Raw genomic sequence first — 16,436 nt, 5'->3', positions numbered from 1 at the left:
TGGTTGGGAAGCGCTTAATCAAACATGAACAATGCATCGTTACTGTATTGGGCCTCGAACCGATTGGCCGGCATCGGCCGTCCGAACAGGTAACCCTGCACCTCGTCGCAACCGTGTTCCCTCAGGAAATCCAGCTGCTCATGGGTTTCCACGCCTTCAGCGATCACCGCCAGGTTGAGGCTGTGGGCCATGGCAATGATTGCCCGGGCAATTTGTGCGTCCTGCTCGCCGCTGGGCAGGCCATCGACAAAGGTGCGGTCGATCTTCAGAACGTCGATCGGGAATTGCTTGAGGTAATTGAGCGATGAATAACCGGTACCGAAATCGTCGACTGCAATGCTCAGGCCGAGGTTTTTCAGGCCGTCGAGGATCTGCATCGCCTCGCTGACTTCGCGCATCAGGATACTTTCGGTCAGTTCCAGTTCCAGGCATGCCGGCGGCAGGCCGGTTTCCTTGAGGATGGTGGCAATTCGCGTGCCGAGCTGACCATCGGAGAACTGCCGCGCCGAGATGTTCACCGACACCTTCGGCACCCGTACCCTGGCCTGATGCCAGGCCTTGAGTTGGCGGCAGGCTTCGCTGATCACCCAGTCGCCGACATCCACCACCAGCCCGAGCTCTTCGAGCACCGGGATGAAATCCCCTGGCGGCACCAGCCCGCGGCGTGGATGACGCCAGCGCAACAGCGCCTCGGCGCCGGTCAGGCGCTTGCCGTCACCGCTGAACTGCGGCTGGTAATACAGCACGAATTCGTTCTGTTCCAGGGCATGGCGCAAGTCGCTTTCCAGCTCCAGTCGCTCCAGCGCACTGGCGTTCATGTCCGCCTGATAGAACTGGAAGTTGTTCTTGCCACGCTCCTTGGCGTGGTACATCGCGGTGTCGGCGTTCTTCATCAACTGGCTGAGTTCGTTGCCGTCCTGCGGACTCAGGGCGATGCCGATACTGGCCGTGACGAAGAACTCGCGACCTTCGAGTACGAAGGGTTTCACCAGGCTGGCAAGAATCTGTTCGGCCACATGGATCGCCCGGTTCAGGGCGATTTCACGGTTGGCTCGCGGTTGCAGGAGCAAGGTGAATTCGTCACCGCCCATGCGCGCCACGGTGTCGTCATCGGCGACGCAACCGAGCAGGCGCGTGGCCATTTCCTTGAGCATGCGGTCGCCGGCGGCGTGGCCCAGGGAGTCGTTGATCGGCTTGAAGCGGTCGAGGTCGAGGAACATCAGCACCACCCACGACTTCTGCCGTTCGGCCGATTGCAGTGCCGTGTGCAGGCGATCCTGGAACAGCGAACGGTTGGGCAGGTGGGTCAGGGCATCGTAGTAGGCGAGGCGGTGAATCCGCTGCTCGCTGGCCTTGCGCTCACTGATGTCGCTGAAGAAACACACATAACTGGCCAGGTCGCCTTCATCGTCGAGCACGGCGGTGATCCCGACCCAGGCCGGGTAATGCTCGCCATTACGGCGCTTGAGCCAGACTTCGCCTTCCCAGGTGCTGTGCTGGCCCAATTGCTTGAGCACGTAACGCAGATGGGCTTCCTGCTGGTCGTCGACCGTCAGCATGTTCGGCAACTGGTCGAGGACCTGCTCCATGGCGTAACCGCTGACACGACTGAAGGCTTCGTTGGCCTGGACGATGTAGCCGGCCGGGTCGGTGATCAGGATCGCCGAGGTCGAGTGTTCGAATACCGTGGCGGCCATGCGCAGGTCTTTTTCGGCCCGGCGTTGCTGGCTGATGTCGCGGCCGACGCCGAGCACGCCTTCGAACGTGCCGTGTTCGTCCCAGACCAATACCAGGCGCAGTTCGATCGGGATCTTGCGCCCGTCGGCCCGCAGGCAATCGAACAGGAACAGCTGGGTTTGCACCTGGCTGCGCAGCAACGCCAGTTGGTCCGGTTGATCCAGCGCTTTGCTGACCCGGTCCATCAGGTGGTAGATGCCGGTCAGTTGTTGCGGGTTGGCGATGGTCGATTGCCAGCCGTTCTGGAAAATCCACTCGGCGTCGTAACCCAGCACCGCTTGCACCGAAGGGCTGACGTAATTGAGGTTGAGGCGGCTGTCGGTGGAGAAGATCACGTCGCTGATGCTTTCGGCGAGCATCCGGTAGCGCTGCTCGCTGTCGCGCAGGGACTCGCTGGCTTCGATCTGGTCGGTGATGTCCTTGGCCACGCCGATGATCCGCGTGACCTGGTCGTTCTTGTCCCGGGCCAGTGCCTGCTCGCGAATCTCGAAGCGTCGCCACTGGCCGTCCCGATGGCGGAAGCGCAACTGGCACTGCATCAATTGGCGATAACCGGCCTGACGCTGGATCTGGCGGGAGCGATGGTAGTAGTCGGCGTCTTCGGGATGCAGGAGGATTTCCCAGAAGTACTCGCCCATCTGGTGCAGTTCGGTGCGGTTGTAACCCAGGGTCTGGCCCAGGTGATGGTTGCTGTAGATCATGCGCTGGCTGATCACATCCTGCACATACAGGTGATCCGGCACAGTGCGCACCACGTCCGACCAGAAACCTTCGCGCTCCTGCAGCGACAGTTCGATGAGCTTGCGGCTAGTGATGTCGGTGATGCTCAGGATCACTGCTTTATAGTCGTCCGGGGTTTGCGGCAGGCGCAGCACCAGCCACAGGTGCTGGTCGCGACCACTGGCGTCCTGGAGCTTGATTTCCAGCTCGAGCTGTTGCTGCTGGTTGAGCATCGCATCGAGCACCTGGTCGCCGATGGTGGTGCCGTCCTGTGGATTACCGTCGATCAGCAGTTTCCAGGCTTTGTCGGCGCTATCGACATTAAGCAGTTGCAGCGCTACCTGGTTGACCTCTGTGATCCGCAGTTCCTTGAGCAATGGCCGGCGTTGCTCCGGGATCGCCAGCCACGCTTGCAGTTGCTCGCTGCCCTGCAGCTGTGCCTTGTCGAAAAAGACCTTGAGCCCGGACATGTCGAGGACGCACAAGGCCACGCCGGTGCCTTCGAAAATGTCCTGGTAGCGCCGGCGGCCTTCATTCAGCTGGCGTTGACGCCGGCGCGTGTTGAGCAAGGCGAGGAACGGCAGCATGGAAAACGCCAGGCCCAGCAGGCATTTGCCGATGAATGCCGGCAGCAGCTCTTCCAGCACGCGCTGGCGGTCGAACAAGCCGCGCAGTTGCCAATCGCTGCTGCTCAGCGCAACGGTCAGCACGCTGTTGGCGACATCGTCCGCGGTCAGCGTGCCCGGATTGACCGAGGGCAGCGCTTCGTCACGGCTGATGATCTGATGATTGATGCGGTTCTCCACCAGCCACAACGGGCGGCCGCCGGCCTCGCGTTGCTTGGTCAGGGACGAAAAGAAGGTGGGTGTCAGGCGCAAGACCCAATAGCCTCGGGAACTGCCGCTGGCCTGATGCAACAATAAATGCACCACGGAACCGTCGGTGGCGTTGCTGAAATAGTGCGCCTGGGCGTGGCTGCGGCGTACCAGTTCACCCAGGTAGTCGCTGTCATCGCTGACGGGAGCGCTGTCGCTGATGACTCTTCCCGAGGGGCTGAGCAACGCCAGGCTGCGCAGATCAGGCAGCGACTGTTGCAACTTGCGCAACAGGGCCTGCAGTTCATCGGCGTCCCGCGGTTGCTCGACGATCGGTAACAGGTTGAGGGCGATCTGTGCGTTGAGCGCCATGTTCAGGCTGACCTGCGCGGCCAGATCGGCGGTGTAGTCGATGGTGTACTGGCGCTGGTTCTTCTGGGTTTCCCGCAGTTGGTCGAGCAACTGCCAGAACAGCAGGGCCAGCAGCAACAATACGAGTGTCGCCAAGGTGCCCTTCAAGGTTCCGCGCAGGGGGGAGCCGGGCGCTGTGGCCGGCGCACTGGAAGTCAGAGGCGGAGGGACAATGGACAAGCTGTAATCCTGCGGTATGGCTGGACTGGCGCGACGTGCACTATAAGCCGGACGCCCGAAGGGCGGCTAGCATGCCTTGAGTTGTGGCGAAGTGCCAGCCCCTGCCCGTCGGCTGGACTGCCACCGGTCATTCAGGTAGCTTTGCCGGTTACGCGGGAGCCCAGACACTGCTAAAACTACTGCTCTCGGAAATACTGCGTTGAAAACAGGCTCGGACTGCTCATTTACAACTCGTAAACTCCGCGTCCTCGCCTGTTTTCGCCTTGTCTTTCCTTCGCTCGTTACATTTTAACAGCGTCTGGACCAGCTCCTAGACTCAGACTTTTTCAGCGTCGCCTCTTATGGACGACGCGCACGGTCTGGCCCGGGCATCGCCTGCGCTCCAATCATTCATCTGTCACTGACCCAAGGTTCTCCATGGCTCAATACGTATTCACCATGCATCGGCTGGGCAAAGTTGTTCCGCCGAAGCGGGAAATCCTGAAAAACATTTCTCTGTCGTTCTTCCCCGGCGCCAAGATCGGCGTACTCGGCCTCAACGGTTCGGGTAAGTCCACGCTGCTGAAAATCATGGCCGGCGTCGACACCGAGTTCGAGGGCGAAGCCCGTCCGATGCCGGAGCTGAATATCGGTTATCTGCCGCAAGAGCCGATCCTGGACCCGACCAAGACCGTGCGTGAAGTGGTCGAGGAAGCGGTCAGCGTGATCAAGAACGCCCAGGCTCGCCTGGATGAGGTCTACGCGGCTTACGCTGAAGAAGACGCCGACTTCGACAAACTGGCTGCCGAACAGGCCAAGCTCGAAGCGATCCTGCAGGCCAGTGACGGTCACAACCTCGATCGTCAACTGGAAGTCGCCGCCGACGCGCTGCGTCTGCCGGCCTGGGACGCCAAGGTTGAAGTCCTGTCCGGTGGTGAGAAGCGTCGTGTGGCCCTGTGCCGCCTGCTGCTGTCCGCCCCGGACATGCTGCTGCTCGACGAACCGACCAACCACCTGGACGCCGACTCCGTTGCGTGGCTTGAGCACTTCCTGCACGACTTCCCGGGCACCGTGGTCGCGATCACGCACGACCGTTACTTCCTGGACAACGTTGCCGGCTGGATCCTGGAACTCGACCGCGGCGCGGGCATTCCTTACGAGGGTAACTATTCGGGTTGGCTGGAAGCCAAGTCCGATCGTCTGGCTGCCGAATCCAAGCAGCAGTCGGCCCACGAAAAAGCCATGAAGGAAGAACTGGAGTGGGTGCGCAAAGGCGCCAAGGCCCGCCAGTCGAAATCCAAGGCTCGTCTGCAACGCTTCGAAGAAATGCAGTCGCAGGAATTCCAGAAACGCAGCGAAACCAACGAGATCTACATCCCGGCCGGTCCGCGCCTGGGCGACAAGGTCATCGAATTCAAGAACGTCACCAAGGGCTATGGCGACCGCGTGCTGATCGACAACCTGTCGTTCTCCATGCCTAAAGGCGCCATCGTTGGCGTGATCGGCGGTAACGGTGCCGGTAAGTCGACACTGTTCCGCATGCTGATGGGCAAGGAAACGCCGGATTCGGGCAGCATCGAAGTCGGTGAAACCGTGCAGCTTGCTTGTGTGGATCAGAGCCGCGAGGACCTGGACGGCAGCAAGACCGTGTTCCAGCAGATCTCCGACGGTTCCGACCAGATTCGCATCGGCAACTACGAGATCCCGTCGCGTACCTATGTCGGTCGCTTCAACTTCAAGGGCGGCGACCAGCAGAAGTTCGTCAAGGACCTGTCCGGTGGTGAGCGCGGTCGCTTGCACCTGGCCCTGACCCTGAAGGAGGGCGGCAACGTCCTGCTGCTCGACGAACCGTCCAACGACCTCGACGTCGAAACTCTGCGTTCCCTGGAAGAAGCCCTGCTGGACTTCCCGGGCGCCGCCATTGTGATCTCCCACGACCGGTGGTTCCTGGACCGCGTCGCGACTCACATCCTGGCGTACGAAGACGACTCGCAAGCGGTGTTCTTCGAAGGCAACTACACCGAGTACGAAGCCGATCGTAGAAAGCGCCTCGGCGAAGCCGCTGCACAGCCGCACCGTGTACGGCACAAGAAACTGGCCTGATTTCGGGTTGGTTGCATAAAGAGCGGAGCCTTCGGGCTCCGTTTTTTTGTGCTTTTTTTCAACGATACCGCGGCGCATTCATCGCGAGCAAGCTCGCTCCCACAGGGTTTTGTGGAGGCCACAAATCCCAATCCAGCATACATCCCTTGTGGGAGCGAGCCTGCTCGCGATGGCGGTGTACCTGATGGTGCAAGACTTGAATTGTGAATCCCCATTCAGGTGCAAGAATGGTCAAAAAACCAGGTTAATTTATATCCTGTGCACCATTTAATTTCATAATCGCGACATTTTGCGCTGTTCTTGTGCGCGAATCGTTTGTTACAGTCCGGCTCAATCACCTCCAACGACAATAAATTTGCCGAGACTTTTCCATGATCGAATCCGTCGAATCCTTCCTTGCGCGCTTGAAAAAACGCGACCCGGACCAACCCGAATTTCACCAGGCTGTCGAAGAAGTCCTGCGTACCCTGTGGCCGTTTCTTGAAGCCAATCCGCATTACCTGACCTCCGGCATCCTGGAACGCATCTGCGAGCCGGAGCGGGCGGTGGTGTTTCGCGTGTCGTGGGTCGACGATCAGGGCAAGGTCCAGGTCAATCGCGGCTTCCGCATCCAGATGAACAGCGCGATCGGGCCGTACAAGGGTGGCCTGCGTTTCCATCCGTCGGTGAACATGGGCGTCCTGAAATTCCTCGCCTTCGAGCAGACCTTCAAAAACTCCCTGACGTCATTGCCCATGGGCGGCGGCAAGGGCGGTTCGGACTTCGACCCCAAAGGCAAAAGCGACGCGGAAGTCATGCGCTTCTGCCAGGCCTTCATGAGCGAGTTGTACCGCCACATCGGTGCTGACGTCGACGTACCGGCCGGTGATATCGGTGTCGGCGCGCGGGAAATCGGTTTCCTGTTTGGCCAGTACAAGCGCCTGAGCAACCAGTTCACCAGCGTGCTGACCGGCAAAGGCCCAAGCTACGGCGGCAGCCTGATTCGCCCGGAAGCCACCGGTTTCGGTTGCGTGTACTTCGCCGAAGAAATGCTCAAGCGTCGCGGCCTGGCCGTTGAAGGTAAACGCGTAGCGATCTCCGGCTCCGGCAACGTTGCGCAATACGCAGCGCGCAAGGTCATGGATCTGGGCGGTAAAGTGATTTCGCTGTCCGACTCCGAAGGCACCTTGTATTGCGAAAGCGGTTTGACCGAGGAGCAATGGCTGGCGGTACTGGAACTGAAAAATGTACAGCGCGGGCGCATCCGTGAACTGGCCGGTCGCTTTGGCCTGGAGTTCCGCGCCGGTGAGCTGCCATGGAGTCTGAGCTGCGACATCGCGCTGCCGTGCGCGACGCAAAACGAACTGGATGCCGAAGCCGCTCGCACCTTGCTGCGCAACGGCTGCATCTGCGTGGCCGAAGGCGCGAACATGCCGACCACCCTCGAGGCGGTGGACCTGTTCATCGAAGCCGACATTCTGTTCGCGCCGGGCAAGGCGTCCAACGCCGGTGGTGTAGCGGTGAGCGGGCTGGAAATGTCGCAGAACGCCATGCGTTTGGCATGGACCGGCGGCGAAGTGGACAGCAAGCTGCACGCGATCATGCAGTCGATTCACCACGCTTGCGTGCATTACGGTGAGAAGGACGGCCGGGTCAACTACGTCAAGGGCGCAAACATTGCCGGCTTCGTCAAGGTCGCCGATGCCATGCTGGCCCAGGGCGTTGTCTAAGCCGGTTCGATACGGATCACCTCAATCAGTTGATCCCCGGCAGGGCGCTGCCACAGCACTTCATCGTTGAGTCGCGCACCGAGCAGTGCCCGTCCCAGTGGTGAACCCCAATTGATCAGGCCGTGGGCGGCATCGGCCTGATCTTCGCCCACCAGTTGTACCCGGCGCTCGGTGGCGTGCTCATCGGCGTAGGTCACCCAACTGCCGATCTGCACTTTCTCGGTCGACGTCGCGGTGGGTACTACCTGAGCGCTGCCCAGGCGCTGCTTGAAGTAACGCAGATCACGTTCGAGATCCGCCAGGCGCTGCTTGTCGGCCTGCTCGCCTTTTGCCGATTGTTCGGCGTGCAGGGTTTGCAGTTCGGTGACTTTTCCCTGCAACAGGTTCAGGCCTTGCGGCGTGACGTAATTGGGCTGCGCGCTGATCTGCCGTTCGACTGGCTGATCGGCTTGCGCGGCGGCGTTATCTTCATTGACGAAGGCACGGCTCATGGAATTCTCCCGGTATAGGATTTGGGCCATGGTCGCAGGCATTTGGTTTCACTGGATGTCTGAAAGCGACTTATGGCGAGTGACAGGCCCGGGCGGCGGCCTGATCCTTCTGCTGCTGCCAGGCTTTAAAGCAAGCCATCCCACATACCACCACGTCTCACTCTCCCAAGCCGATACGCGACTCATAGATAAAGTCTAGAAGTGGATTCGTCGGGGGGGTGAAAGGTGTGCATGCATTTTGTTGAACGCCACATAACCCCTGTGGGAGCGAGTGGTGTGTCAGGTCAGTAGTGATACCACTTCAGCTCAAGCATCACTTCGTTCTCGGCCGTCGCCAAATGGCTGAACTCGCGCTGGGCGCTCAGGCGCAGGCCGAGGTTGCGGGATATTTCCCATTGCTGATTCAGGCTCAGGCTACGGCGCACTTCACCATTGGCGAAAAAGTCGCCCTTGGCTTCCAGGCTCAGGTTGCCCAGCGGGTTTTTCCACAGCACACCCGTGTTGAAGCCAGCGGCCGGAACAATGAACGCGGCGAAGTCGTTGTTGTGCTCGATACGCACCGTGCCCAAGGCAAAGCCGAGCATGTCATCGCCCAGTTGCCATGTGCCACCACCACCACCGTTGACGTGGCTGACCAGGGTCTGGTCATCGTGCTTGCCCGGCACTCGCTCCAGACCGCCGGTGACTTGCCATGACAGCGGTTGCAGCAGCTCGTTACGCGGAGTCATGGAGCGAATGGTGGCCAGGTCCAGTTGCTGCACTTGCCAGTCATTGCCTTCGTACTGGCGCAGTTTCAATTGGAGGATTTCGATCTGCGCGCCGAGGGGAAAGCTTTCATTGTTGTCATTGAGGTCGTGATAAGCCATGCGCAAGCCATATTCGCCAAAGGCTTTATCGCCACGGGTGCCGAGGCCGAGCTGCCAGGTGCGCGACTCGTGACCGTCCTCAGGCAGGCCCGGTTGCGGGATATCCAGTTCCGGCGCCGGGTTCTGGTTGATTGCCCGCAGCAGTTCAAAGCTGCGCTGGGCGCGCGCGGGATCGCGTTCCTGGCCGTTGGCGCGGTAACGCTCCAGACGATAGGCCGCATCGATGATCAGCGCCTGACGGTCGCGGGGTTGCGCCTTGAACGCCGGGTCTTGCAATTGTTTCTGATCGGCGCTGACTTTCAGCACCCATTGCTGTTCTTCAGGATTCAACGGCTCGGCGCGGCTGAGCAGTTCGCGCTCACGGGACGGACGATACTGGATGGACTCCACCAGTCCGGCATTTTTCACGGCTTTGACGGTGTCGGTCGGGATGGCCGTGAGCGGGAATTGCTCGGTCAGGCGCAGGCCCGGGCGGGCCACTTGCAGCAGTTCCAGCAAGCGGTATGAGCAGTTTTCGTCGAAGAAGAAATAGTCGAACTTGATCTGTTTCAGCTCCCAGACATGCTCGACCATGCGCGCGGTTTCCTGTTGGGTCAGGTTCAGGCGGTACTCCCACAGGTCGCGGTTTTCCAGGCTGCGGTATTCCGAGAGCTTTTCCTGATAGGGCACCATCGCGAACAGGCCGGGATAGCCGCCCATCAGGCCTTTCCAGGCATAGATGATGCTGTTGTCGGAGCCCTCGATGTAGGCACCGAAATTGATCGCGTAACTGAGCAGAGAAGTCTTGTCGCTCTTCACTTCGGCCTGGTCGATGCGCAACAGGGTATGGCCGAACATCGAGGACGGGCTGTTCAGGTAAGCCGCCGGGAAGATCATCACCGCGCTGTCGGGCGAGACGTCCTTGAACCATTGCTTGAACCCGGCGCAGTCCGGCGTTGGCAGGCCGGTCAGGCCGAGTTGTTCTTTCAGCCAGCGGGTGCGGGCCGGGTAGACGCATTGAGCGTGTGTTTCACCGGTACTGGCCGGTGCGTACAACGCTTGTACAGTCGCCGCCAGTTCATGGTCCGGGTGTTCATTGCCGTCAGGGGCGAGGAAGAACCTGCGGTCACTGACATAGCTGCGCCAGCCGCCGAGCTTGGCGGTTTCGTAATGGCCCAGGGATATCCAGAAAGGGTCGTTGGCCAGTTGCTGCAAACGTTGTGGGTCGATGTTAGGCGAGGCGGACAGCGGGGCGCAGACACACAGCGCCAGCCAGGCAAGGCGTTTGAGCATAGAAGGCAACTTAACTCGAAATAAATAAAGACCCGGCGCGGTTGATGCTTTCCCCTGTAGGAGCTGGCTTGCCAGCGATGGTCTCTAAGGCGCCGTGTTTATCCAGCAGACACGCGTCATCGTTAACGACCATCGCTGGCAAGCCAGCTCCTACAGTACGCAGGCATCACCCAAAGAGGGGCAGGTCCAAAAAATAAAACCCGCTTCCCGAAAGAAGCGGGGGCGGGTCGAGCTTAAGCTTGAGTCGCGTACTTGGCCAGACGAGGGTCGGCTTTGAGCACGGCCAGGGTATTGGTATGCACGTCTTCTGCGGTCACGTCAGCTTTGCTGAAGATCTGCTGGAAGTGCTCGTGAGTGACGGCGGCGAAGTGCGCACGGTCTTCCGGTGCCACGCCCAGTACCACGGCATAGGTGGTCAGCGCTTCGCCCTGCCCCTTGGCCATGTCTTCGGACAGTTCGTTCATCATGCCATTCATGGCAAACCAGGATTTGCCGCCATAGGTCAGCGCCGAATTGGTTGCGCAACCGTTGGTGCCGGAGGTCATGCCGAAGGTTGCGTTGCCGGAGGTGCCGTTGGTGGTGGATGCCAGGAAGTGAGCCGGAGTACCACGCTGGCCTTCGAACAGCATGTTGCCCCAACCGCAATCCGGGCCGCCTGGCGCTTGCGCCATGGCATTGATGGATACAGCGGTGAAGAGAGTACCAAGAAGAATCCGTTTCATAGCTTTGTTCTCTTTGTGTGCATACCAATAGACAAGGGATTCTGGCCCCAGCTCTGCACGCAAACTGCCTGCGCGACGATCATACTGCGTTGAAAGCAGGCTCGGAATGCTCATGTAGGTCCCTACACTCCGCTTCCTCGCCTGCTTTCGCCTTGCCTGATCGCCGCTCGGCGAGTTTTCCTGCAGACCCTTCCGGTGCCAGTGGGCCGGGCATTAGCCCAGCCGCGCAGTTTGGAGTTTAGGCGCGATCACGGGGTTCCGTGATTTTTTGCAAAACATTCATGGGAAACACCGGCGCAAGCCCGGCCCGCCTGGGGTTGGCCGATTGACGATGCTCAGGCCTGCGGCGCTCCTTGCCAGTCGGGCATGGGCAGCGCCAGAATGCTGCCATCTGCCCCGCCTGATTGTAAGGAAGCCCGATGCCTGATCCTGTTGCTGCCAGCTTGCGTCTAGCGCCCGAAGCGCTGACCCGTCCGTTTTCCGCTGAACAGTTCAGCTTCTCTACCACCAATGATCTGGAGCCCTTTCGCGGTGTGCTTGGCCAGGAACGCGCGGTCGAAGCCTTGCAGTTCGGTGTGGCCATGCCACGCCCCGGTTACAACGTATTCGTCATGGGCGAGCCCGGCACTGGCCGGTTCTCGTTCGTCAAACGCTACCTCAAGGCCGAAGGCAAGCGCCTGCAGACCCCGGCGGACTGGGTCTACGTCAACAACTTCGATGAGCCGCGCGAACCACGTGCCCTGGAGTTGCCGTCGGGCACTGCCGGTAACTTCATTGGTGATATCAACGTGTTGATCGACAACCTGCTGGCGACATTTCCGGCAGTCTTCGAGCATCCGTCCTACCAGCAGAAGAAAAGCGGCATCGACCGCGCCTTCAACCAGCGCTACGACAAGGCCCTGGACGTCATCGAGCGTCTGGCCCTGGAAAAGGACGTCGCGCTGTACCGCGACGCCAGCAATATCGCCTTCACCCCAATGGGCGACGGCAAGGCGTTGGACGAAGCTGAGTTCGCCCAGTTGCCGGAAGCCGAGCGCGACCGCTTTCACGAGGATATTTCGGCACTGGAGGAGCGCCTGAACGAAGAACTCGCCAGCCTGCCACAATGGAAGCGCGAGTCGAGCAATCAGCTGCGTCATCTGAACGAAGAAACCATCACCCTGGCCTTGCAGCCATTGTTGTCGCCATTGTCGGAGAAGTACGCCGAGAACGCGGCGGTATGCGGTTATCTGCAAGCGATGCAGGTGTACTTGCTCAAGACCGTGGTCGAGCAGTTGGTAGATGACAGCAAGACCGACGCAGTCGCCCGCAAATTGCTGGAAGAACAATACGCGCCGAGCCTGGTGGTCGGTCACTCGGCCAGCGGCGGTGCGCCGGTGGTGTTCGAGCCGCACCCGACCTACGAAAACCTTTTCGGGCGCATCGAATACAGTACCGATCAGGGCGCGCTGTACACCACCTATCGCCAACTGCGGCCGGGTGCCTTGCACCGGGCCAACGGCGGTTTCCTGATCCTTGAAGCGGACAAAATGCTCAGCGAGCCATTCGTGTGGGATGCGCTGAAACGAGCCCTGCAATCGCGCAAGCTGAAAATGGAATCGCCACTCGGTGAGCTGGGTCGTCTGGCCACCGTCACCCTGACCCCGCAACACATTCCGTTGCAGGTCAAGGTCGTCATCATCGGGGTCCGTCAGCTGTATTACACGCTGCAAGACCTCGATCCGGACTTCCAGGAGATGTTCCGCGTCCTGGTGGATTTCGACGAAGACATCCCGATGGTCGACGAGAGCCTGGAGCAGTTCGCCCAGTTGCTCAAGACCCGCACTTCCGAAGAAGGCATGGCACCTCTGACCGCCGATGCGGTGGCACGCCTGGCGACCTATAGTGCGCGTCTGGCGGAGCACCAGGGGCGCTTGTCGGCGCGTATCGGTGATTTGTTCCAGCTGGTCAGCGAGGCGGATTTCATTCGTCACCTGGCTGGCGATGAAATGACCGACGCGGGGCACATCGAGCGCGCGCTCAAGGCCAAGGCCACGCGGACCGGGCGGGTGTCGGCGCGGATTCTCGACGACATGCTGGCCGGGATCATCCTGATCGACACCGCTGGCGCAGCGGTCGGCAAGTGCAACGGCTTGACCGTGCTGGAAGTCGGCGACTCGGCTTTCGGTGTGCCGGCGCGGATTTCCGCCACGGTGTACCCGGGTGGCAGCGGTATCGTCGATATCGAGCGCGAGGTCAACCTCGGCCAGCCAATCCACTCCAAAGGCGTGATGATCCTTACCGGTTATCTGGGCAGCCGCTACGCCCAGGAGTTTCCCCTGGCGATTTCCGCGAGCATCGCCCTGGAGCAATCCTACGGTTATGTCGATGGCGACAGTGCTTCCCTTGGCGAGGCTTGCACCCTGATTTCGGCCTTGTCGAAAACCCCGCTCAAGCAGTGCTTTGCCATCACAGGTTCCATCAACCAGTTCGGCGAAGTGCAGGCGGTCGGCGGGGTCAACGAGAAGATCGAGGGCTTCTTCCGGCTGTGCGAAGCCCGCGGGTTGACCGGTGAGCAGGGAGCAATCATTCCTCATGCCAACGTCGCCACGCTGATGCTTGACGAGAAGGTGCTGGCGGCTGTGCGTGCGGGGCAGTTCCATGTCTACGCGGTCCGTCAGGCCGACGAAGCCTTGAGCTTGTTGGTCGGTGAGCCGGCCGGCGAGCCGGACGAGAATGGCGAGTTCCCTGAAGGCAGCGTGAACGCGCGGGTCGTGGAGCGTCTGCGGGTTATCGCGGAAATGATCAGCGAAGATGATCTGAAGGAAGCCGAGAAGGAGTTGGCGCAAGAGGCTTTGGCGGAAACCAAACCGGCTTGATGCACACTTGAGCTAACTCACACCGCTCTACTGTGGGAGCGAGCCTGCTCGCGATGAGGGACTGACATTCAACCCATGTGTTGAATGACGGTCCGCTTTCGCGAGCAGGCTCGCTCCCACATTTTTATGTATGGATTACTGGAAAAGCGTCGTCGAAATGACGTCAATATTCACACTATGACCATTCGGCGCCTTTCGGTCCTGCTCCGGTCTGCAAGCCAGACTTTTCTTCTATTCTCTGCTCAAGGATGTCGACAGTAATCACAGGATCGAAACAGCCTTCCCATGGGGGCTGAATACCGGATCTACCGAGGGTCGCCGCCATGTCGCGCAACCTCTGCCTCACCCGTCAATGCCTGGGCCTTGTGACCCGTATCGAATGTGCCATCCGTCCATTGGCGGGAGATACGGGCATGTGGACTCTGCTGTTCGCCGCCGGAATGGCCGGTGAACAACCTTCGGCCATCAAGGCCCAAGGCCCGTTTCATGGTCCGTTCGTCGCTGAATCAATCCTCGACACCATCGTTGAAAGCCTGACCCTGCATGGCTACGAGTTGGCCGACGATCCGCAAATCTGGTGCCTGCACCTGCAAGCCCAACTGCGGGAAATCAACGGCGGTCGCTGCCGGAACATGGGCGGCTTCGAGTTCCACCCCGAGCACTGAGTGGCACTATTGATCAAGGCGTGTCATGTCGGCCTTGTCGAGTTTGACTTCGAAACCATATTGCACGGTGGCGAGGTCAGTGCGCTGGTAGGTTTCCAGGCGCGTAGGCTGCCCGTAGAAGTAATGCACGGCAAACTGCGCCGGACCCTGTGCGCTCGCGCCATGGCTGACCGATAGAATCTCCTTCAAGTAATTCCCGCTGTCGTCCTTGGCGAAAAAGCGCCAGTCCTGGGCGGGAAATGCCTTCAGGTCCACCACCAGTGCATTGTCTTTGAGCGCGAGGCCCTTGGGCAGTTGACGGGCTTCGACGGTTTGCTTGTCGACCGTGGCCAGGAACAGCGGCATCGAGCCCACCGCATAGGCCGGGGTTTGCGGAAACAGATTCAGGTCGTAAGTGATGATGCCGCGCAGGGGATCGATCTGGTACGCCTCGGACGGCAGTTCGATCGGCTCGTCGCGTTTGCCAAGCGTGTCTTCGGTAAAGAAGCTCACCGGACTTTCACCGGGGTTGAACGATGTGCCGAGCAGTTCATCGTTGAAGGTGCGCAGGTGAGTGAATTCGATTCGCGCAGCGCTGGGGTCGTCGACCGACTGACTGATGCTGACGTTCTTTTTCAGCTGATCCTCGCTCAGCGTTGCCCCTTTCAGCCAGCCCACCGCCTGGTCGTCGTAGACCACCACGGACAGGTTCAAGGGCTGGATGGACTTGTCCGTGGTATTGGCATCGAAGCGCCGGATCGGCAGGTCGAGGTCCTTTCGGGTGACCGTGACGGCGGAAAAATCCAGCAGGCTGACTTCGAGGGTTTCGATCGTCCCGTTGAAGTACACCTTCGAATAATGCCGAGCCTGCTGTTTCTCAAAGTTGCGTTGTTCTTCGTCGAGTTGTTTTTCCAGGGCCTCGCTCCAGCTTTTTTGCTGCTGCATCTTGGCCAGCTGTTGCTGATAGAAGGCAATTTGTACCGAGGTTTCGTTGATTGAGCCGGCGCGCGCAATGAATTGCCCGGTGCTGTCCCTGGCCTGGACGATCAGCGGGTTGAGCGGCGTTTCACTGAGCTCGGGGGCCAGCGGCGCGCTGTTGTTGTATTCGATTTCCGCGTAGTTGTTCGTCAATGAGAGCAGGGTGACGCTCAGGTTGTCATTGGTGCGGGTCTGGCCTACGTCCTTTTTCGTCAGGTCGAAGCTGTAGAGACGGCGTGGCGCGATGACTTCGACTTTGCCTTGCAGGCTTACCGGTTGCGGTTGCTGCGTCCTGTCGATGTCGAGGCCTTCGATGAAGGGGTAGGCCACGGTCAGGTCATCGGGGTTGGTCAGGTTGGAGCTCGATGGGCTGAGCTGAATGCCGGGGTCGGTTTCCGACCACTCCGGCTGGAAGGGGATCACCCGTTTGTTGCTTAGCGTGACCGACTGCCATTCCAGGCCATGGGGAAACAAAAAAGCGGCAGGAACGCTGAAAGTGAAAGGGAACACTGGCTGCAAATCGGTCAGGTAGTCGGAACCGGAGTCCTTTTGCAACACGAATAACCCGTTGATGTAGGTGTCGACCAAGGCCTGCGGGCTCGGGTAGTGCTTGAGCATGGCGAGGGCGTCTTCGCCGTATTCGGTTTCCACCGGCTTGCTGTCGAGCTTGAGTTGCGCGCGTTCGAGCAGCAGCAGTGAGCCGCCCAGCTCCGACACGGCATCCTTGAGTTTCGGATCCTGGATGGCGTCCAGCGACTTTTCGAACTGCGCGGTTTTTTCTTCGAGACTGACCTGGCGTTTTTCGTCGCTGGGCGAGCAGCCGCTCAGCAGCAGCGCCAGGCAAATTCCGGCACTCGTCAAAGGCAATCGCACATCCATTTCCAGTCTTCCTGTCCGACATCACTGAGCAGCCAATGATTTGGACACTAGCAGAAAAACTTTGATACACCG

The 16,436-nt window shown here is 60.0% G+C and carries 9 protein-coding genes; 4 read left to right on the top strand and 5 right to left on the bottom strand.

What is annotated here, in order from left to right; all coding sequences use genetic code 11:
• Positions 1-14: 14 nt before the first annotated feature.
• Positions 15-3,863: a bifunctional diguanylate cyclase/phosphodiesterase gene (locus AC3ITA_RS24960; RefSeq protein ID WP_414927996.1), complete on the bottom strand. Its 3,849-nt coding sequence runs from the start codon at positions 3,861-3,863 to the stop codon at positions 15-17.
• Positions 3,864-4,280: 417 nt separating this feature from the next.
• Between AC3ITA_RS24960 and ettA the strand changes: the two genes are divergently transcribed.
• Together ettA and gdhA are read left to right on the top strand one after the other, a co-directional pair.
• Positions 4,281-5,945 (top strand): energy-dependent translational throttle protein EttA, encoded by a 1,665-nt coding sequence (gene ettA, locus AC3ITA_RS24955; RefSeq protein WP_095942058.1) that lies wholly within the window; start codon positions 4,281-4,283, stop codon positions 5,943-5,945.
• 371 nt (positions 5,946-6,316) lie between these two features.
• A complete protein-coding gene (gdhA, locus tag AC3ITA_RS24950; RefSeq protein WP_489278621.1) occupies positions 6,317-7,654 on the top strand; it encodes an NADP-specific glutamate dehydrogenase in 1,338 nt (445 codons plus the stop codon).
• Here the strand turns inward: gdhA and AC3ITA_RS24945 are convergent.
• The 3 genes from AC3ITA_RS24945 to AC3ITA_RS24935 all read right to left on the bottom strand — a co-directional run bounded on the left by AC3ITA_RS24945 (position 7,651) and on the right by AC3ITA_RS24935 (position 11,005).
• Complete coding sequence (locus tag AC3ITA_RS24945) at positions 7,651-8,145, bottom strand: GreA/GreB family elongation factor (RefSeq protein WP_095942060.1); 495 nt, start codon at positions 8,143-8,145, stop codon at positions 7,651-7,653. The genes gdhA and AC3ITA_RS24945 overlap by 4 nt on opposite strands.
• Before the next feature lie 284 nt (positions 8,146-8,429).
• A complete protein-coding gene (locus AC3ITA_RS24940) occupies positions 8,430-10,283 on the bottom strand; it encodes an Lnb N-terminal periplasmic domain-containing protein (protein WP_489278618.1) in 1,854 nt (617 codons plus the stop codon).
• Between the two features lie 233 nt (positions 10,284-10,516).
• On the bottom strand, positions 10,517-11,005 hold the full coding sequence (locus tag AC3ITA_RS24935) for a DUF3015 domain-containing protein (RefSeq protein ID WP_008052053.1): 489 nt from the start codon (positions 11,003-11,005) through the stop codon (positions 10,517-10,519).
• A gap of 419 nt (positions 11,006-11,424) precedes the next feature.
• Between AC3ITA_RS24935 and AC3ITA_RS24930 the strand changes: the two genes are divergently transcribed.
• Together AC3ITA_RS24930 and AC3ITA_RS24925 are read left to right on the top strand one after the other, a co-directional pair.
• Positions 11,425-13,863: a Lon protease family protein gene (locus tag AC3ITA_RS24930; protein WP_489278616.1), complete on the top strand. Its 2,439-nt coding sequence runs from the start codon at positions 11,425-11,427 to the stop codon at positions 13,861-13,863.
• 323 nt (positions 13,864-14,186) lie between these two features.
• Complete coding sequence (locus tag AC3ITA_RS24925) at positions 14,187-14,528, top strand: PA4575 family protein (RefSeq protein ID WP_008052055.1); 342 nt, start codon at positions 14,187-14,189, stop codon at positions 14,526-14,528.
• Between the two features lie 6 nt (positions 14,529-14,534).
• Here the strand turns inward: AC3ITA_RS24925 and AC3ITA_RS24920 are convergent, their stop codons facing one another.
• Positions 14,535-16,364 carry a hypothetical protein gene (locus AC3ITA_RS24920; protein WP_489278614.1) on the bottom strand — a complete coding sequence of 610 codons (1,830 nt, stop codon included), beginning with the start codon at positions 16,362-16,364 and terminating at the stop codon, positions 14,535-14,537.
• Between the last annotated feature and the right edge of the window lie 72 nt (positions 16,365-16,436).

It is taken from the genome of Pseudomonas sp. GL_090, assembly GCF_057837765.1.
The sequence above is the reverse complement of the archived record's forward strand: the minus strand, read 5'-3'. Positions and strand labels throughout refer to the sequence as shown.